Origin of the sequence: Solwaraspora sp. WMMD937, assembly GCF_029581175.1 — a bacterium.
Lineage (GTDB): Bacteria > Actinomycetota > Actinomycetes > Mycobacteriales > Micromonosporaceae > Micromonospora_E.
The window spans coordinates 3972443-3989116 of sequence record NZ_CP120738.1; the positions used below are offsets into that span (position 1 = coordinate 3972443).

A 16674-nucleotide genomic window follows, 5' to 3' on the forward strand; every position below is an offset into this window, starting at 1 on the left:
GTCGGTTCTGGTTCGGCCCCGCGTATCAAGGTACCTCTACGGTGTGGGCATCACTGTTCTTTCTCCCAGACTGGTTATGCCTTTATCGGAACCGGTGCGGGAGATCGATGGAGATACCGGCTCCACGGCTCGTATCGGCCAGCTATCCGTCGGCTGACGCGTCGAGCATCAGATCTACCGCTTCCTTCATGCCGTAGCGGGATTCGAGCAAGTCCAAGATCTGCGCCTCGGTACGGGGCTGACCAGTTCTACCGGAGCGGCCCGCGATCGTGGCGAGAGCAGCCCAGGCTCGGGCGGGGCCGAGCGCGACGGTGTTCGCCGCAAACTCCGTCGGGGGCAGAACCTGCAGGCCGTACGGCATCTTGCCGGCCGGTAGGTCCCGCAGATTGTGGGTGACGATCGCACCGGCGCCGCTAACGGCGGCGGCGGCGACCAGATGTTCGTCGTCGGGATCAGGGAGCCCGTACGTGCCGTCCAGACCTTCCCATCCGTTGACTTCGGCATCGTCGAAGTGTCGCCGCATCTGTGCGACGAGACGATTGGCCCGTCTGGTCGCCGTGCTGGCATCCGCGCCCCGGTTGATCAGCTTGGCTCGCTCCTCGTACGCCAGCTCATCGAGGATGACGGTGTTCCACACCGGTCGGTACAGGCCCTCGATCGCTAGGGACAGGAGGAAGTCCCTTTGTAGGCTCGGCCACAGCACGCAAGTGTCCAGAAGAGCGGCGAACATCGTCCTATTCTGATGGTCTGGTCCGTCGCCGTGCGACCGCCCGGCGTGCTGTCCGTAGTCGAGTGATTACGCTGTCGAGGTCTTCTTCGTCGTCGATGCTTACCGCAGTGGCTTCGAGGGCGGCGTACTGCTCAGCTCGGCGGCGTTCGCGGTAGGCGAGCAGGTGGGGTAGTCGGACACGGCGGTGGGTGCCCACCCGTTCGAACGGAATCTGGCCCTCGTCGAGCAGCTTGATCACCGTGGGGCGGCTGATGCCGAGCAGATCGGCCGCCTGTTGGGTGGTCAAGGTCAAAGTCTGGGGGGCAACAGTCACCGCGAAGCCTTGCCGCAAGGCGTCGACTACCTGTCGAAGCGCTGCGTAGATCTCGGCGGGCAGTTCCACCCGATCGCCCGGCGTGGCTCCGACGAGAAAGTATCGCGGCAGCGCTGACCCTCTGCCTGCCTGTTCGTGAGCCCGCAGGAAATCATGGACCTGAGCGAGCTGCTCGTTGCGCTGGGGTAGGTACGTCTCTTCCTTCAGTGCAGATGCCACCATGATCCCTGCCTCCTCGAAAGCATCGTAACTACCTTCGTTTGTTTCGTCTACGGAAGATGCAAGGTTGTCTGAGGGCTTGCGTAGCTGTCATCTCCCGACTCGGGAAGGGGACGCGGGAGGCGACGGTACGCCCCACACCGTGAGCCTCGGTCCCGTGCCGCGGTGTGGCTGAGTCTCCCTCGGGCGGTACGGCGGGCGGGCGGGGCCAGTGTGTCGGGGTGGCGGGTGGGTCGACGCCGAGCGGGTGTTTTCCAATCAGGAGGTACGCCATGCACATCTGTGCACTCACCAGCGCCGCACCGCTCGGCTATCTCGCCGGGCTGTTCTCGTTCCGCGTCAAGAGCCGCTGGTGCCCCAAATGCGGCGAACTCACCACCATCCCGCCGCCGCCCGCTGCGGACGGCCGACGAAGTCCGGGCAGGCCGAACGTATGAGTGGGAGTTGCGGGTCGGTCCCTGCTCGGGTCGCAGGCGGGCTGACGTCAGCGGGTGCGGGCGAGCAGGTCGGCGTAGCGGGCCAGGGCGTGGATCGGGTCGATGACCGGGATTGGTGCGGCGGCGCGTAGCGGGTCGAGCTGCCCGGACCAGAAGGTGCAGGCCACGAAGACGGCCTGGGCCTCCTGGTCGAGGTACGCGCGGCGGGCGAGCTCGGGTCCGTACGTGCCGATTGCCTCGGCCATCCGCTGCCGTACCTCGGTGCCGACCGCCGCCGCCTCGGCGAGCGCGGCCTCGCCGGTCAGCCCCGGTGTGACCTCGCGTTGCGGGCGTCGCACCGGCACCGGTGCCGCGCCGGCGAGCAGGTCGAGGCAGCCGTACTCGCGGGCCAGCCGGCGCACCCAGTTGGCGTCCTGCGGCAGTTGCTCGTTGGGGCCGGAGGCGACGCCGGGGTAGAGGACCGAGAACCTGCCGTACGCGGCGGCGATCCGGGTAGCCGCCTCGAACGGCCCGGTCACCGGTACGGGCACCAGCGCTTTCGCCTCGCGTACCGCCGGGTCGGAGGCGCAGGCCACGGCGATCGCGTCGAAACCGTCGTTGGCACCGGCGCGCACCGCTCCGAGCAGCGGGCTGAACAGCAGGTCGTCGGCGGCGATGTACGCGCTCGGCGGCACCTCGCGCAGGTTGCGGACCACGATCTCGGTGTCCGGGCCGACCGCCTGCCGTGCCGCCTGCCGGTCGTGTTCGTTGTGCACGTCGATACCGAGCGGGTTGATCACGAGGATGCGTGGCATGGCCTGACTCTCCCCCTCGGCGTCGTCGCGCCACGCTACCAGCGCCGGCCGCCTCGCTACCAGGCCGGGACCGGTGCTGAGCTGCGAAAACGGCCATCACGCGGCGGTGGTGTGGCCGGTGTGGGCGGGCGTTTCCGCGCCGGCCGTGCGCCGTCGCGACAGCAGCGGTGGCCGGGGCGCGACGGTCGGTCACCCGGACCGGACGGCTCAGGTCAGGCGGGGGTGGCCCGCAGGACCGGCAGGACGGCGGTTGCCTGGGCGTGGCTGGTGTGGCGCATCACCAGGTTGGTGGTGCCGGGGACGTCGATTGGGTTGGTCGTCGGCGGGTTAGCGATGCGTCTGCTGGTGCTGGCGGTCTTGCCGTCGTAGGCGGTGCACCTGGTCTCCCAGGTGTAGACCGCGCCGTTCTGCGGGACGCCAGTGAGCCCCTTGATGGCGGTCGAGCAGGTCGGCGGAGGCCTTGTCGGTGACGACTTCGAGCAGGCTGTCGATGAGCGTCACGCAGGCGGTGGTGTCCCGCGCGTACGCCTGCAGGGTCGTCTGGTTGAAGTTCTTGATGTCGTTGAAGTCGATGATCGCGCTGCGCGCGCAGGACTTCGCCTGCGCGGTCGCCAGCCGGTCGACCTGGGCCAGGATGTCGGTCTTGGCGCTGTTGATGGTATTTATGATCTTGTCTGTCGCGTCATCCAGCGACTGACCTTCCTTGTACTCCTTGTACAGCTCGTAAGCGGCCTTCGCGGCACCGATGATTGCGGTGAAGCCGAACGCCTGGACGGGTCGCGCACCCAGCGGCAGGGTGACCACGACCGCGGCGACAGCGGCGACGGTTCGGCGGAGCAGGACGCGTCTCATCAATCTCCCCTTCTGGCCGACGGCAGCCCCGACCCGTCATCCACTGTGGTTGAAAGGTTGGTCGGGACATACGTTTTCCCGCAGATCGCGGGTTTGGCCCGCTTCCCAACTATCGCTGGATCGCGATTGGACGCCGACTGGAGGCACCGCCCGGCGGGGTCGCCTGTCCGCCATGCCGGCACGCACAACCGCGAGGCGGGTCGGTCCGGGTCAGTAGGTGGCGGCTGCGGGGTGGGCACCGGTGAGCGCCTTCAGGTAGCCGTCGGTGTAGCCGGCGAGGTTCGGGTGGAACGCGTCGTCGACGGCGGTGATGCCGTTGAGCCACGGGTCGTCGTCGCAGACCCGGTGCCTGTCGAACAAGGCGTCGACCGGGGCGTACGCGCCGTACGTCTTCGCCGTGTTCCCGATGGCCTCGTTGAGCTGCACCGCCGCGTGGTTGATCCACCCCCGTCGGTTCGCGTCCAGCGGCGCTTCGAAGCAGAACGACGGGGCGAACAGCTGCGGGTAGCCGAGGACCACCAGGTTGGCGTTCGGGGCGGCGGCGAGAATGTCGCCGTACACCTGCTTCAGTTTGCCCGGCAACGTCGTCTTGATGTATTCGCGGGCCTTGGCTACCGCGTCCTCGCAGGTGCTGTCGTGCAGCGCCGTGATGCAGGTCTCCAAGGTGGAGGTGAAGCCGAGATTGTCGCCGCCGACGGTGACGGTCACCAGCTTCGTGTCCGGCCCGAGGAAGCCGAGCTGGTGCGCGATCACGTCGTCGGTGGTGGCGCCGCTGCACGCCGAGAAGCCGAACGACAGACGCGGGTTGTTCCGGGCGTACTGGGCGGCGTACGAGTGGGCGCTCTGGTCGCAGTCCCCGTCGGTGTACGGTGAAGCGCCCACCCCGGACGAGTACGAGTCGGCCAACGCGACGTACTGCCGGTCGTCGGCGGCGGACGTGGCGTCGGTCGTGCCGGCGGCGCTTGCGGCGGCGATGGTGATCAGCAGCGTCGCCGCGACGGGCAACGCGAGGGCGGGACGGAGCTTTCGGGCACGGCTCAGCATGGTGGCGCCACCTTCGATGGTGGAGACGCTCCGGCCGGGCGGCCATCATATCCAAAGTCGAAGTGAGCATGCGCTGCTGATAGCCGGTAATCAATCGAAGCGTCGGAAACGCTACTGTCGACTGAGCCGCTGATCACCCTTCGTCGGTCGTAGACCGAACCGGTCGGCGAAACCGGACAGGTCGTCCCGCTGCTCCGCCAGGGTGTCGGCGCCGCTGCCGACCACGATGCGGGTCACCCCCTGCGCCGCGTACGCCTCGACCCGTTGCGCCGAAAGCTCAGTCGACCCCCACCGGGTGTACTCCAGCGCGTCAGGGTCACGGCCGGCCTCCGCCGCGACGGACCGGGTCAGCTCCCACTGTGCCGCCCGCTCGTCCGGGGTCAACCTCCCACCGGGAAAGTAGCCGTCGCCACGTAGCCCGACCCGCCGGGCCGCCGCCCGGCTCGAACCACCCACGTGAATCGGCAACGCGGTGGCACCGTGCAGCTTCGGAAAGCTGCACACCCGCTCGAAGTCGAAGAACTCGCCATGGAACGACACGCCGTCGGCGTCACCGCCCCACAGCAGCCGGAGCACGTCGATCGCCTCGTCGGCACGTCGGCCACGGGAACGGAAGTCGACCCCCACCGCCGTCGCCTCACCGGGCAGGCCGCCCAGTCCGACGGTCAGCAGCCGCATCCGGCCTTTCGACAGAACGTCGATCGTCGCCAGCCGCTTGGCGAGCACCACCGGATGGTGGTACGGCAGCAGCAGCACCCCGGTGCCGAGCAGCAGCCGGTCGGTTGCCGCCGCCACGAAGGCCAGCAGGTCCAACGGGTCCGCGTACGGCAGCGACGGCGGCATCTCGACCGCCCCGACCGTCGCAACTGGATACATACAGCACCACGTGTTCCGGCACGTACAACCCTTCGAACCCGCATGCCTCGGCGTGCTGGGCGTACCCGATGAGCCGGTCCGGGTCGGTGCCCTGCAGCGGGGTGCTGTAACTGACCGCGAACCTCACCGCCGCCGCCGATCTGCCCGCGCCCGGTCGAGCTGGCACCGTAGCTGTTCCCGGACACCTACCAACCGCGCCAGTCCGGCATCGACCTCGGCCAGCTTGCGCCGCAGCACCGAGATCGAGTCGGGGCAGACGTCGCCGGACGGATTCCCGGCCCGCAGGCAGGTCACGAACGGGCGGATGTCCTCCAGATCGAAACCGACGGCGAGCAACGACCGGATCTCGCCGACCACCCGCAGCTCCGTATCGTCGTAGTCGCGGTAGCCGTTGGCGCATCGCCGGGGCCGGACCAGCCCCTGCGCCTCGTAGTAGCGCAGCGTCCGAGCGCTCGTCCCGGCCTGCCGCGCCAGCTCACCGATCAACATGTGACCTCCCCGGCCAGCCTCGGACCCACCGTGACGCTAAACCTTGACGTCGGTGTCAGGGCAACGAGCCGGTGGACCCGGCGACGGTCAGCCGAGGGCGGCAGCCATCCGGCGTACCGCCTCGGTGATCGTCTCCGGCGCGGCGGCCAGGTTGAACCGGGCGTGCCCGGCCCCGCCCGCGCCGAAGTCCAGCCCGGCGCTCAGCGCCACCCGCCCCCGGTCGAGGAACACCGCCGCCGGGTCGTCGCCGAGCCCCAACGCCCGGCAGTCCAACCAGGCCAGGAAGGTCGCCTCACCGGGTGCGTACCCGATCTGTGGCAACCGGTCCGCGAGCAGATCGGCCAGCAGCAGCCGGTTCGCGTCGACCGCCGACCGTACGGTGTCCAGCCAGTCGCCGCCGTCGCGGAACGCCGCCGTGTGCGCGATCACCCCGAGATGGTTGACCCCGTGGCCGACCTCCTCCGGCAGCCGGGCCAGGTCGGCTGCGGCGGCCGGTCCGGCGACCGCGAGGGCGGCCTTCAACCCGGCCAGGTTCCAGCCCTTGGAGCCGGAGATCAGTGTCAGGCCGTCGTCGGCGCCGGGCACCGACAGGTACGGCACGAACGTCACACCCGACGCGGTCATCGGGGCGTGGATCTCATCGACCACCACCCGTACGCCGTGCCGGCCGGCCAGCTCCGCGACGGCGGCCAGCTCGTCGGCGGTGTGCACCGTCCCGGTCGGGTTGTGCGGACTGCACAGCAGGTACACCGCCCGGCGGTCACCCGCCCGGGCGGCGGTGAACGCCTCGGCCAGCGCGTCGAGGTCCAGCCGGCCGTCTGACCCGAGCGGGGCCTCCCGCACCGGCCGGTCCAGGTTGCGCAGGAACCCGTAGAACGGCGGGTACACCGGCGGGTTGACCACCACCGTGTCGCCCGGGCCGGTCACCAGCTTTAGCATCTCGACCGCGCCGAGCATCACGTCCGGCACGGTCGCGGTCCGCGCCGGGTCCAGACCGTCCCACCCCCACCGTTCGGCCGCGAACCCGGCGACCGCCTCGGCGTAACCGGCACCGGTGGCGTACCCGAGATCGCCGGCACGCACCGCCGCGTCGATCGCCTCGACGACCGGCCCGGCCGGGTCGACGTCCATCTCCGCCACCCACACCGGCAGCACGTCAGCCGGGTAGAGCCGCCATTTGATGCTGGTCCGCTGCCGGGCCCGGTCCAGCGGCACCCACACCCCGTCGCCGTAGGGCCGAACAATCGTCACGAGGACTCCCAACTTTTCTTCGAGGTGGTCACCTCGGGGAGCTTAAGGTCAGTCGGCGGCGGTGACCGGACGCCAGCCCAGCGGGGTGGAGAGCACCATCGTGCTGGACGGCTGGCCGTACGGGGCGAGCCGGTCGATGACGTCCTCGAAGGCGTCCATCGACGCTGCCGCCACCTTCAGCATCGAGCAGGCGTCCCCGGTGATCCGGTGGATCTCCAGGATCTCCGGCCAGGTCGGCACCTGCGGGTCCCGCAGGATGCAGTGCGACCCGTAGCAGGACATCCGGATCAGCGCGATCACCGTCCAGCCGGCCCGGGTCAGGTCGACGTGTGCGTGGTAGCCGTCGATCACCCCGGACTCCTCCAGCCGGCGGACCCGCTCGGCGACCGCCGGCGGCGACAGGTGCACCCGGCGGGACAGCTCGCTGAAGGAAAGTCGGGCATCGGCCTGCAACTCACGCAGCAGCGCCCAATCCATCTCGTCCACGGACACTTTCCCTTCGTTAACCGACCACCCAAATCTAGCCACGGACCTGCAGGTCGCGGCGGCGTACCGCCGTTGATCCGGTATTCAGCCGCGGACCGCAAGTCGGCAATCATGGGCGACACAGCCAAGGGAGGGCAGCCGATGTGAACAGCACCGACGTGGCCAGCCCGCCGGCCGTCCGGCCGGTGGACGCCGCCGAACGCGACGCCCGCGCCGCCGCCAACGCCGGCGAGCCGACCCTGGAGTTCGGCGACCGGGTGCCGTACGACGCCTACGTGCACGCAAGCACCCTGCACAGCCTGCAGCGCACCCTCAGTGACGACCCCGGCGAGATGTCGTTCCTGATGGTCAGCCAGATCATGGAGCTGTACTTCGGGCTGACCCGCCACGAGTTGCGCGACGCCCAACGGCTGATCCGCGCCGACCGGGTGTGGGAGGCGCTGGCCCCGCTGCGCCGCGCCGCCCTGCACCTGGAAGGGCTCAACGCCTCCTGGCAGACGCTGCGCTGGATGACCCCGGCCGACTTCAACCGGTTCCGCAACCTGCTCGGTGAGGGCTCCGGTTTCCAGTCGGCGATGTACCGGCAACTGGAGTTCACCCTCGGCATCCGGACCCCGTCGCTGATCCGCCCGTTCCGCCGCCAACCCGAGGTGTACGCCGAGCTGGAGCAGGCCCTGCACGCGCCGAGCCTGTGGGACGACGTGATCGCCCTGCTCGCCCGCGCCGGCCAGGACATCCCGGCCGACCTGCTGGGCCGCGACGTCGCCACCGAACACGAACCGCACCCGTCGGTGGAGGCCGCCTGGGTCGAGGTCTACCGGGTCAACGGCCCGGACAACCACCTGCGGCAGCTCGGCGAGGCGCTGACCGAGGTCGCCGAACAGTTCGGTGACTGGCGGTACAAACACCTCAAGGCGGTGCAGCGCACCATGGGCGCCAAGGTCGGCAGCGGCGGCTCCGCCGGGCTGGCCTGGCTGCAGCGCAGCATGAACCGGGTGGTGTTCCCCGAGATCTGGTCCGCCCGGACCAGCATGTGAGAGGCTGCCGCATGTTCAATGAGGACGACGCCCGTCGCCGCGACGCCGCCGACCCCGGGCACCGCGACCTGTTCCACATCCCGCCGGCCACCGGCGGCGACCACCCCGACGTCGCCTACTTCGCCGGCAACTCCCTCGGCCTGCAACCGAAGGCCACCCGCGCCGAGCTGCTCGACGACCTCGACGACTGGGCCCGGCTCGGCGTCGAAGGCCACCTGGAAGCCGGCCGGCCGTGGCTGCCGTACCACGAACTGCTCACCGACACCGCCGCGCGACTGGTCGGCGCACTGCCCAGCGAGGCCGTGGTGATGAACTCGCTGACGGTCAACCTGCACCTGCTGATGGTGTCGTTCTACCGGCCGGCCGGCGACCGCACCCGGATCGTCATCGAGGACTCGGCGTTCCCGTCGGACAGCTACGCGGTGCGCAGCCAGGCCGCCTTCCACGGCCTCGACCCCGACCGTACGGTGGTCCGACTGCAACCCCGCCCCGGCGAGGACACGCTGCGCACCGAAGACGTCGTCGACTACCTGCGCACCGAGGGCGACCGGGTGGCGTTGGTGCTGCTCGGCGGGGTCAACTACCTGACCGGTGAGCTGCTGGACATCCCGACGATCACCGAGGCGGGCCGGGCCGCCGGCGCGATCGTCGGCTGGGACCTGGCGCACGCCGCCGGCAACGTGCCGCTGCGGCTGCACGACTGGGGCGTCGACTTCGCCGCCTGGTGCTCCTACAAGTACCTCAACTCCGGTCCGGGCGCCCTAGCCGGGGCGTACGTGCACGAACGTCACCACGGCGATCCGACGCTGGCCCGCTTCGAAGGCTGGTGGAGCACCGAGCCGGCGACCCGCTTCGAGATGACCCCGGTGTCGCGGCCACCGGCCAGCGCCGACGCCTGGCAGATCTCCAACCCGCCGATCTTCGCGATGGGCCCGGTCCGTACCTCGTTGCAGATCTTCGACAAGGTCGGCATGCCGGCGCTGCGCGAACGCAGCGAACGGCTCACCGGCTACCTCGAGCAACTGCTCGACGAGTTCGTGGCGGGCCGGCCGGTCCGCGTCGTCACCCCACGGGATCCGGCCCGACGCGGCTGCCAACTGTCGCTGCGCATCGGTGGCGGGTCGGGTGCCACCGGCGGCGGGGCGCACGCGCTGACCGCCCGGCTGCGCCACGAACACGGGGTGATCGCCGACGCCCGCGAACCGGACATCGTCCGGCTCGCCCCGGTGCCGTTGTACTCCACGTACCACGACTGCTGGCGGGCCGCCCGGGCGCTCGCCGCGACCCTCCCGACGGAAGGCGGCGACGATGTCTGAACCTGCACCCGTCGCGGTGGTCGGCGCCGGCCTGGCCGGCAGCCTGCTCGCCTGCTTCCTGGCCCGCCGTGGCCTGCCGGTCACCCTCTACGAGCGGCGGCCCGACCCGCGACGCGGCACCGCCGAACGCGGCCGGTCGATCAACCTGGCACTGTCCGAACGCGGCCTGGACGCGCTGCGCCGCATCGGCCTGGCCGACCAGGTGCTCGCCGACGCGCTGCCGATGCCCGGCCGGATGATCCACCCCGTCGACGGCGACCTCGACTTCCAGCCCTACAGCGCCGACGGGCAGCGGGCGATCAACTCGATCAGCCGGGGCGCGCTCAACAACGCGCTGCTCGACGCCGCCGAGGCCGCGCCCGGCGTCACCGTCGTCTTCGACCACCGGCTCGTCGGTCTCGACCCGGACACCGGCGAGGCGACCTTCGACACCCCGCAGGGCACGGTCCGCGCGCACGCGCAGGTCGTGCTCGGCGCCGACGGCGCCGGTTCGGCGGTACGCGGCCAACTGCTCGCCCACGGTCTGGTCGACGAGAGCCTCGACTTCCTCGACTACGGCTACAAGGAGCTGACCATCCCGGCCGTTGGCGGCGACTACGCCCTCGATCCGGGCGCGTTGCACATCTGGCCGCGCGGCACGTCGATGATGATCGCCCTGCCGAACCCGGACCGGTCGTTCACCTGCACCCTGTTCTGGCCGACCGGCGGCACGTCTAGTTTCGCCTCGTTGAGCAGCCCGGCCGCGATCGAGCGGCACTTCCGTACCCACTACCCGGACGTGCCGCCATTGGCACCGGACCTGGTCGACGACTACCAGCACAACCCGGTCGGTCTGCTCGGCACGGTGCGCTGCGACCCGTGGCAGGTCGGCGGCCGGGTGGCGCTGCTCGGCGACGCCGCCCACGCGGTCGTGCCGTTCTACGGCCAGGGCGCCAACTGCGCCTTCGAGGACGTCGTCGAGCTGGACCGCTGCCTCGACGACACCGGCGGCGACTGGGCGGCGGCGCTGCCGCTGTACCAGTCCCGCCGCCAGGACAACGCCGAAGCAATCGCCCAGATGGCCCTGGCGAACTTCGTCGAGATGCGCGACAAGGTCGCCTCCCCGACGTTCCAGACCTTCCGCAAGGTCGAACACGCCCTGGAACGGGCACTGCCGGGGCGCTACGTGTCCCGCTACGAAATGGTCTCCTTCACCACCATCCCGTACGCCGAGGTCAGGCGTCGGGTCCGCCGCCAGCACCAGCTGCTGGCGGCGACGGTGGCCGGGACGGCGGCGCTGTTGGTAGGGGCACTCGGCGCCGCCGTCACCCGGTCCGTCGGTAAGGGACACGGTGCTGTCCGACAGGGACACAGTTCTGCCCCGAGGGGGCGCTCATGACGCTGTGGCACCCCGACCTGTACGCCGGTCGGCCGGCCGCCGACGGCCCCGGCCTGCTGCGCAACTTCGTCGACGGCCGGTTCGTCGACGCGGGGAAGCGGTTTGCGAAGGTGTCGCCGGTGACCGGCGAGACGGTCTTCGAGGTCGCCGAGGCCGAATCCTCGACGGTCGACGCGGCGGTCGCGGCGGCCCGGTCGGCGCTGCGCGGACCCTGGGGCGGCATGGGCGAGCGGGACCGGGCGGTGGTGCTGCGGGCGGTCGCCGACGAACTGGACCGCCGCTTCGACGACCTGGTCGCCGCCGAGGTCGCCGACACCGGCAAACCGGTCAGCCAGGCCCGTACCCTGGACATTCCGCGCGGGGCGGCGAACTTCCGGGCGTTCGCGGAGATCGCCGCGACCGCGCCGACCGAGTCGTTCACCACGGTCACCCCGACCGGTGGCCGGGCGCTGAACTACGCCGTACGCAAACCCGTCGGCGTCGTCGCGGTCATCGTGCCGTGGAACCTGCCGCTGCTGCTGCTCACCTGGAAGGTCGCCCCGGCGCTGGCCTGCGGCAACGCCGTCGTCGTCAAGCCGAGTGAGGAGACCCCGGCGTCGGCGACGCTGCTCGCCGAGGTGATGGCGGCGGCGGGTGTGCCGGACGGGGTGTTCAATGTGGTGCACGGGTTCGGGCCGGGCGCGGCGGGGGAGTGGCTGACCCGGCATCCGGGGGTGGACGCGATCACGTTCACGGGTGAGTCGGCGACGGGGTCGGCGATCATGCGGGCGGCGGCCGACGGGGTGAAGGCGGTGTCGTTCGAGCTGGGTGGTAAGAACGCGGGTCTGGTGTTCGCCGACGCGGATCTGGACGCCGCCGTCGCCGGTTCGGTGCGGTCGTCGTTCACCAACGGCGGTCAGGTGTGTCTGTGTACGGAGCGGTTGTATGTGCAGCGGCCGGTGTTCGACGAGTTCGTGGACCGGCTGTCGGCTGCCGCCCGCGACGCCCGGTGGGGTTGGCCCGCCGACGAGTCGATTGCGACGATGCCGCTGATCTCGCACGGCCACCGGGAGAAGGTGCTCGGCTACTACGACCTGGCCCGTGTCGAGGGCGCCGAGGTGCGCGCTGGTGGCGGCGTGCCGACCTTCGGTGACGTCCGCGATGGCGGCGCGTACGTGCAGCCGACGGTGTTGACCGGGCTCGACTCGTCGGCGCGGCTGGTGCGGGAGGAGGTGTTCGGCCCGATCTGCCACATCGCCCCGTTCGACACCGAGGAGGAGGCGTTCGCGCTGGCCAACGACTCCGACTACGGCCTCGCGGCGACCGTGTGGACCCGTGACGTGGGGCGGGCGCACCGGGCCGGCGCCCGACTGGACGCCGGCATCGTCTGGGTCAACACCTGGTTCCTGCGGGACCTGCGGACCCCGTTCGGCGGGGTGAAGGCTTCGGGGGTGGGCCGGGAGGGCGGCGTGCACTCGCTGGACTTCTACTCCGAGTTGACAAACGTCTGCGTGGACTTGACATGACTGTGGACATTGGGGCGGCTGTCGCGGCGTTGGCCGGGGCGTACGACACCGGGGTGCCGTGTGCGCCGCTGCGGGACCGGCTGCTGCCCGCCGGCGACGTCGCCGCCGCGTACGCGGTGCAGCGGGAGTTGGTGGCCGGTTGGACAAGGGCCGGGCGGCGTCGGGTCGGCGCGAAGATCGGGTTGACGTCGCCGGCGGTGCAGGCCGCGTTCGGCGTCTACCAGCCCGACTTCGGGGTGCTCTTCGCCGACATAGCGGTGGCGGATGGTGACGAGGTCGACCTGGCCGGGCTGATCCAGCCCAGGGTGGAGGCGGAGGTGGCGTTCGTGCTCGGCGCCGATCTGCCGGACGGGCCGGCGACGGTGGTGGATGTGCTGCGGGCCACCGACTTCCTGCTGCCGGCGGTCGAGATCGTCGACTCCCGGATCACCGGCTGGGACATCTCGATCGTGGACACGGTGGCGGACAACGCCTCGTCGGGGTTGTTCGTCCTCGGTGACCGGCCGGTGCCGGCCGCCTCGGTGGACCTGCGCGGGTGCGGCATGGTCCTGGAATCGGCCGGTGAACCGGTGTCGGTCGGTGCCGGGGCCGCCTGCCTCGGTAACCCGGTGCACGCCGTCGCCTGGCTGGCCACGACGCTCGCAGCGGCGGGGGATCCGTTGCGGGCCGGCGAGATAGTGCTCTCGGGTGCGCTCGGCCCGATGGTGCCGGTCACCCCGGGGGCGGCGTACGAGGCGCGGATCGCCGGGCTCGGCAGTGTGCGGACCAGATTCAGCGCCAAGTCAGGGGAGGGGTCGTGACGGGTGTCGGGGTGGCGGTGATCGGGTCGGGCAACATCGGCACCGACCTGATGATCAAAGTGCTGCGGCTGTCCGGGTCGCTGGACATGGTGGCGATGGTCGGCATCGACCCCGGATCGGACGGGCTGGCCCGCGCCCGCCGCCTCGGCGTGGCGACCACGAGTGATGGGGTCGACGGCCTGGTGGCGATGCCCGAGTTCGCCGACGTGCGACTCGTCTTCGACGCCACGTCGGCCGGTGCGCACCGGCGCAACAACGAGGTCCTGCAGGCCCACGGGCGGACCGTGGTCGACCTGACCCCGGCCGCGATCGGCCCGTACGTGGTGCCCCCGGTCAACCTGGACACGCACCTGACCGAGTCGAACGTCAACATGGTGACCTGCGGTGGGCAGGCGACGGTGCCGGTCGTCGCCGCCGTCACGCGGGTGGCGCCGGTCGCGTACGCGGAGATCGTCGCCTCGATCGCGTCCCGTTCGGCCGGTCCGGGCACCCGGGCGAACATCGACGAGTTCACCCGGACCACCGCCCGCGCCCTGGAGGTCGTCGGCGGCGCCGGCAGCGGCAAAGCGATCATCGTGCTGAACCCGGCGGACCCGCCGCTGCTGATGCGCGACACCGTCTACTGCCTGATCCCGGCCGACACCGATACCGGCGCGGTCGCCGACTCGGTGGCGGCCATGGTCGCGTCGGTCGCCGAGTACGTGCCCGGCTACCGGCTCAAGCAGCGGGTGCAGTTCGACCCGGTCGACACGTACGTGCCGGCGCTGGGCAGCCATTTCACCGGCACCCAGGTGTCGGTGTTCCTGGAGGTCTCCGGTGCCGGGCACTACCTGCCCGCGTACGCCGGCAACCTCGACATCATGACCTCGGCGGCGCTGCGCACCGCCGAACGCCTGGTCACTGTCCGAGAGGGGGCACGGTCATGACCCGGCTGTACGTCCAGGACGTCACGTTGCGCGACGGCATGCACGCCATCAGGCACCGCTACACCGTCGAGGAGGTCCGGGCGATCGCCGCCGCGCTCGACGCGGCCGGCGTCGACGCGATCGAGGTCGCCCACGGCGACGGCCTGGCCGGATCGAGCGTCACCTACGGCCACGGGGCGGCGTCGGACGCCGACTGGATCGCCACCGCCGCCGGGTCGATCAGCAACGCCCGACTGACAACGCTGCTGCTGCCCGGCATCGGCACCATCGACGACCTGCGGGCCGCCCGCGACCTCGGCGTCACCAGCGTCCGGATCGCCACCCACTGCACCGAGGCCGACATCGCCGCCCAGCACATCGGCTGGGCCCGCGACAACGGCATGGACGTCGCCGGGTTCCTGATGATGGCGCACATGAACACCCCGGAAGGACTCGCGGCCCAGGCCAAGCTGATGGAGTCGTACGGGGCGCACTGCGTCTACGTCACCGACTCCGGTGGCCGGCTGCTGATGACGGATGTCGCCGCCCGGGTCGACGCCTACCGGCAGGTCCTCGACCCGGCCACCCAGATCGGCATCCACGCCCACCACAACCTGTCCCTCGGCGTGGCCAACAGCGTCGTCGCCGTGCAGCACGGCACCACCCGGGTCGACGCCTCCCTCGCCGGGATGGGCGCCGGGGCCGGCAACGCCCCGCTCGAAGTGTTCACCGCCGTCGCCGACCTGCACGGCTGGAAACACGGCTGCGACACCTTCGCGCTGATGGACGCCGCCGAGGACCTGGTCCGGCCGCTGCAGGACCGGCCGGTGCGGGTCGACCGGGAAACCCTGTCGCTCGGCTACGCCGGCGTCTACTCCAGCTTCCTGCGCCACGCCGAACGCGCCGCCGACCGCTACAACCTGGACGTGCGGTCCATCCTGGTCGAACTCGGCCGCCGCAGGATGGTCGGCGGCCAGGAAGACATGATCACCGACGTCGCCCTCGACCTCGTCAACGGAGAGCGCCCATGACCGCCACCAGCATCGACCCCGCCGACCTCGCTGCCCGGCTCGACGAGGCGGCGGTCACCGGCACCCCGATCGGGCAGCTCGCCGCCGCCCACGGGGTGGACGTCGACGCCGCGTACCGGGTGCAGCGGGCGCTGATCGCCCGCCGTACCGACCGGGGCGAACGCCTCGTCGGCGCGAAGATGGGGCTGACCAGCCGGGCGAAGATGGCGCAGGTCGGCGTCGACTCCCCGATCCTCGGCCAGCTCACCGACGCCACGGCCGTACCCGACGGCGGCGGCGTCGACATCGCCGGACTGATCCACCCGCGCGTCGAACCGGAGATCGCCTTCCTCCTCGACAGGCCGCCGACACTGGGGATGCCGTTCACCGACGCGGTGCGGGCCGTCGCTCCCGCCCTGGAGGTCATCGACTCCCGGTACGCCAACTTCACCTTCTCGCTGCCCGACGTGATCGCCGACAACACCTCCGCCGCCCTGTTCACCGTCGGGGCGTGGCAGCCGGTCCCGGACGGCGTCGACAACCTCGGCGTACTCCTCGACATCGACGGACGCACGGTGCAGACCGGATCCACCGCCGCGATCCTCGGCGACCCCCGCCGGGCCCTCGCCGCCGGCGTCGCCCTCGCCGACCGGCACGGCCCGGCTTTGCGGGCCGGCTGGATCTTCCTGGCCGGCGCGGCCACCGCCGCGGTGCCGCTGGCCCCCGGCGCGCACGTGCGGGCCACCGTCCAAGGGCTCGGCACCGCCGCCTTCACCACCAACGCAGGAGGTGACCGATCATGACCGCGCACCTGGTCACCGGCAAAGCCACCCCACGCGGCAAATTTCCACACGTCAAAACAGCTGGCGGATTCATCTTCGTCTCCGGAACGTCCAGCCGCCGCCCCGACAACACCATCGCCGGCGCCACCGTCGACGAATACGGCACCACCCAACTCGACATCCAGGAACAGACCCGCGCCGTCATCGCCAACATCGCCGACCTGCTCGCCGCCGCCGGCGCCGGCCTCACCGACCTGGTCTCCGTCACCACCTACCTGGTCAACATGAACGACTTCGGCGGCTACAACCAGGTCTGGGCCGAAAACTTCGACCACACCGGACCGACCCGCACCACCGTCGCCGTCCACCAACTACCCCACCCACACCTGCTCATCGAGATCCAGGCCGTCGCCGTGGCACCGGCCGACGCCCCCACCCGGAAGGAGTGAC

Annotated in this window: 19 protein-coding genes; 10 read left to right on the forward strand and 9 right to left on the reverse strand. The window is 70.9% G+C overall.

The annotated features are described in order from the left end of the window. Window positions 1-142: 142 nt before the first annotated feature. Window positions 143-730 carry a PIN domain-containing protein gene (locus tag O7621_RS17490; protein WP_282230250.1) on the reverse strand — a complete coding sequence of 196 codons (588 nt, stop codon included), beginning with the start codon at window positions 728-730 and terminating at the stop codon, window positions 143-145. Between the two features lie 4 nt (window positions 731-734). Next, window positions 735-1265: a helix-turn-helix domain-containing protein gene (locus O7621_RS17495; RefSeq protein WP_282230251.1), complete on the reverse strand. Its 531-nt coding sequence runs from the start codon at window positions 1263-1265 to the stop codon at window positions 735-737. Between the two features lie 269 nt (window positions 1266-1534). Between O7621_RS17495 and O7621_RS17500 the strand changes: the two genes are divergently transcribed. Continuing rightward, a complete protein-coding gene (locus tag O7621_RS17500) occupies window positions 1535-1699 on the forward strand; it encodes a hypothetical protein (RefSeq protein ID WP_282230252.1) in 165 nt (54 codons plus the stop codon). A gap of 47 nt (window positions 1700-1746) precedes the next feature. On the opposite strand, the gene O7621_RS17505 is transcribed toward O7621_RS17500, so the two are convergent. The 7 genes from O7621_RS17505 to O7621_RS17535 all read right to left on the reverse strand — a co-directional run bounded on the left by O7621_RS17505 (window position 1747) and on the right by O7621_RS17535 (window position 7491). Beyond that, window positions 1747-2493 (reverse strand): aspartate/glutamate racemase family protein, encoded by a 747-nt coding sequence (locus O7621_RS17505; RefSeq protein ID WP_282230253.1) that lies wholly within the window; start codon window positions 2491-2493, stop codon window positions 1747-1749. Window positions 2494-2820: 327 nt separating this feature from the next. Continuing rightward, window positions 2821-3345 (reverse strand): hypothetical protein, encoded by a 525-nt coding sequence (locus O7621_RS17510; protein ID WP_282230254.1) that lies wholly within the window; start codon window positions 3343-3345, stop codon window positions 2821-2823. A 210-nt stretch (window positions 3346-3555) separates the two neighbouring features. Beyond that, window positions 3556-4389, reverse strand: a complete 834-nt coding sequence (locus tag O7621_RS17515) for an SGNH/GDSL hydrolase family protein (protein ID WP_282230255.1) — start codon at window positions 4387-4389, stop codon at window positions 3556-3558. A 111-nt stretch (window positions 4390-4500) separates the two neighbouring features. Next, complete coding sequence (locus O7621_RS17520; RefSeq protein WP_282230256.1) at window positions 4501-5265, reverse strand: TIGR03619 family F420-dependent LLM class oxidoreductase; 765 nt, start codon at window positions 5263-5265, stop codon at window positions 4501-4503. A 123-nt stretch (window positions 5266-5388) separates the two neighbouring features. Continuing rightward, on the reverse strand, window positions 5389-5754 hold the full coding sequence (locus tag O7621_RS17525; RefSeq protein ID WP_282230257.1) for a MerR family transcriptional regulator: 366 nt from the start codon (window positions 5752-5754) through the stop codon (window positions 5389-5391). Window positions 5755-5841: 87 nt separating this feature from the next. Next, a complete protein-coding gene (locus O7621_RS17530) occupies window positions 5842-7005 on the reverse strand; it encodes an aminotransferase class I/II-fold pyridoxal phosphate-dependent enzyme (protein WP_282230258.1) in 1164 nt (387 codons plus the stop codon). Between the two features lie 48 nt (window positions 7006-7053). Further along, window positions 7054-7491, reverse strand: coding sequence for an Lrp/AsnC family transcriptional regulator (locus tag O7621_RS17535; protein WP_282230259.1), 438 nt, complete (start codon window positions 7489-7491; stop codon window positions 7054-7056). Between the two features lie 143 nt (window positions 7492-7634). Between O7621_RS17535 and O7621_RS17540 the strand changes: the two genes are divergently transcribed. The 9 genes from O7621_RS17540 to O7621_RS17580 are packed head-to-tail and all read left to right on the forward strand — an operon-like array spanning window position 7635 to window position 16673. Further along, window positions 7635-8528: a tryptophan 2,3-dioxygenase family protein gene (locus tag O7621_RS17540; RefSeq protein ID WP_282230260.1), complete on the forward strand. Its 894-nt coding sequence runs from the start codon at window positions 7635-7637 to the stop codon at window positions 8526-8528. 11 nt (window positions 8529-8539) lie between these two features. After that, a complete protein-coding gene (gene kynU / locus O7621_RS17545; protein WP_282230261.1) occupies window positions 8540-9844 on the forward strand; it encodes a kynureninase in 1305 nt (434 codons plus the stop codon). Beyond that, on the forward strand, window positions 9837-11222 hold the full coding sequence (locus tag O7621_RS17550; RefSeq protein ID WP_282230262.1) for an NAD(P)/FAD-dependent oxidoreductase: 1386 nt from the start codon (window positions 9837-9839) through the stop codon (window positions 11220-11222). The genes kynU and O7621_RS17550 overlap by 8 nt, the downstream gene beginning before the upstream one ends. Further along, a complete protein-coding gene (locus O7621_RS17555; protein ID WP_282230263.1) occupies window positions 11219-12727 on the forward strand; it encodes a 2-hydroxymuconic semialdehyde dehydrogenase in 1509 nt (502 codons plus the stop codon). The genes O7621_RS17550 and O7621_RS17555 overlap by 4 nt, the downstream gene beginning before the upstream one ends. Further along, complete coding sequence (locus O7621_RS17560) at window positions 12724-13527, forward strand: fumarylacetoacetate hydrolase family protein (RefSeq protein WP_282230264.1); 804 nt, start codon at window positions 12724-12726, stop codon at window positions 13525-13527. Before O7621_RS17555 ends, O7621_RS17560 begins: the two co-directional genes overlap by 4 nt. Beyond that, window positions 13524-14453, forward strand: a complete 930-nt coding sequence (locus O7621_RS17565; RefSeq protein WP_282230265.1) for an acetaldehyde dehydrogenase (acetylating) — start codon at window positions 13524-13526, stop codon at window positions 14451-14453. The genes O7621_RS17560 and O7621_RS17565 overlap by 4 nt, the downstream gene beginning before the upstream one ends. Further along, a complete protein-coding gene (dmpG, locus tag O7621_RS17570; RefSeq protein WP_282230266.1) occupies window positions 14450-15463 on the forward strand; it encodes a 4-hydroxy-2-oxovalerate aldolase in 1014 nt (337 codons plus the stop codon). The genes O7621_RS17565 and dmpG overlap by 4 nt, the downstream gene beginning before the upstream one ends. Then, window positions 15460-16245, forward strand: coding sequence for a fumarylacetoacetate hydrolase family protein (locus O7621_RS17575; RefSeq protein ID WP_282230267.1), 786 nt, complete (start codon window positions 15460-15462; stop codon window positions 16243-16245). Before dmpG ends, O7621_RS17575 begins: the two co-directional genes overlap by 4 nt. Further along, window positions 16242-16673 (forward strand): RidA family protein, encoded by a 432-nt coding sequence (locus O7621_RS17580; protein WP_282230268.1) that lies wholly within the window; start codon window positions 16242-16244, stop codon window positions 16671-16673. Before O7621_RS17575 ends, O7621_RS17580 begins: the two co-directional genes overlap by 4 nt. The last annotated feature ends 1 nt before the right edge of the window (window position 16674 follow it).

Excerpts from the sequence above, each read along its gene's own strand:
- O7621_RS17490 (WP_282230250.1), bottom strand. The coding sequence starts at position 730 with ATGTTCGCCGCTCTTCTGGACACTTGCGTGCTGTGGCCGAGCCTACAA.
- O7621_RS17495 (WP_282230251.1), bottom strand. The coding sequence starts at position 1,265 with ATGGTGGCATCTGCACTGAAGGAAGAGACGTACCTACCCCAGCGCAAC.
- O7621_RS17500 (WP_282230252.1), top strand. The coding sequence starts at position 1,535 with ATGCACATCTGTGCACTCACCAGCGCCGCACCGCTCGGCTATCTCGCC.
- O7621_RS17505 (WP_282230253.1), bottom strand. The coding sequence starts at position 2,493 with ATGCCACGCATCCTCGTGATCAACCCGCTCGGTATCGACGTGCACAAC.
- O7621_RS17510 (WP_282230254.1), bottom strand. The coding sequence starts at position 3,345 with ATGAGACGCGTCCTGCTCCGCCGAACCGTCGCCGCTGTCGCCGCGGTC.
- O7621_RS17515 (WP_282230255.1), bottom strand. The coding sequence starts at position 4,389 with ATGCTGAGCCGTGCCCGAAAGCTCCGTCCCGCCCTCGCGTTGCCCGTC.
- O7621_RS17520 (WP_282230256.1), bottom strand. The coding sequence starts at position 5,265 with ATGTATCCAGTTGCGACGGTCGGGGCGGTCGAGATGCCGCCGTCGCTG.
- O7621_RS17525 (WP_282230257.1), bottom strand. The coding sequence starts at position 5,754 with ATGTTGATCGGTGAGCTGGCGCGGCAGGCCGGGACGAGCGCTCGGACG.
- kynU (WP_282230261.1), top strand. The coding sequence starts at position 8,540 with ATGTTCAATGAGGACGACGCCCGTCGCCGCGACGCCGCCGACCCCGGG.
- O7621_RS17550 (WP_282230262.1), top strand. The coding sequence starts at position 9,837 with ATGTCTGAACCTGCACCCGTCGCGGTGGTCGGCGCCGGCCTGGCCGGC.
- O7621_RS17555 (WP_282230263.1), top strand. The coding sequence starts at position 11,219 with ATGACGCTGTGGCACCCCGACCTGTACGCCGGTCGGCCGGCCGCCGAC.
- O7621_RS17560 (WP_282230264.1), top strand. The coding sequence starts at position 12,724 with ATGACTGTGGACATTGGGGCGGCTGTCGCGGCGTTGGCCGGGGCGTAC.
- dmpG (WP_282230266.1), top strand. The coding sequence starts at position 14,450 with ATGACCCGGCTGTACGTCCAGGACGTCACGTTGCGCGACGGCATGCAC.
- O7621_RS17575 (WP_282230267.1), top strand. The coding sequence starts at position 15,460 with ATGACCGCCACCAGCATCGACCCCGCCGACCTCGCTGCCCGGCTCGAC.
- O7621_RS17580 (WP_282230268.1), top strand. The coding sequence starts at position 16,242 with ATGACCGCGCACCTGGTCACCGGCAAAGCCACCCCACGCGGCAAATTT.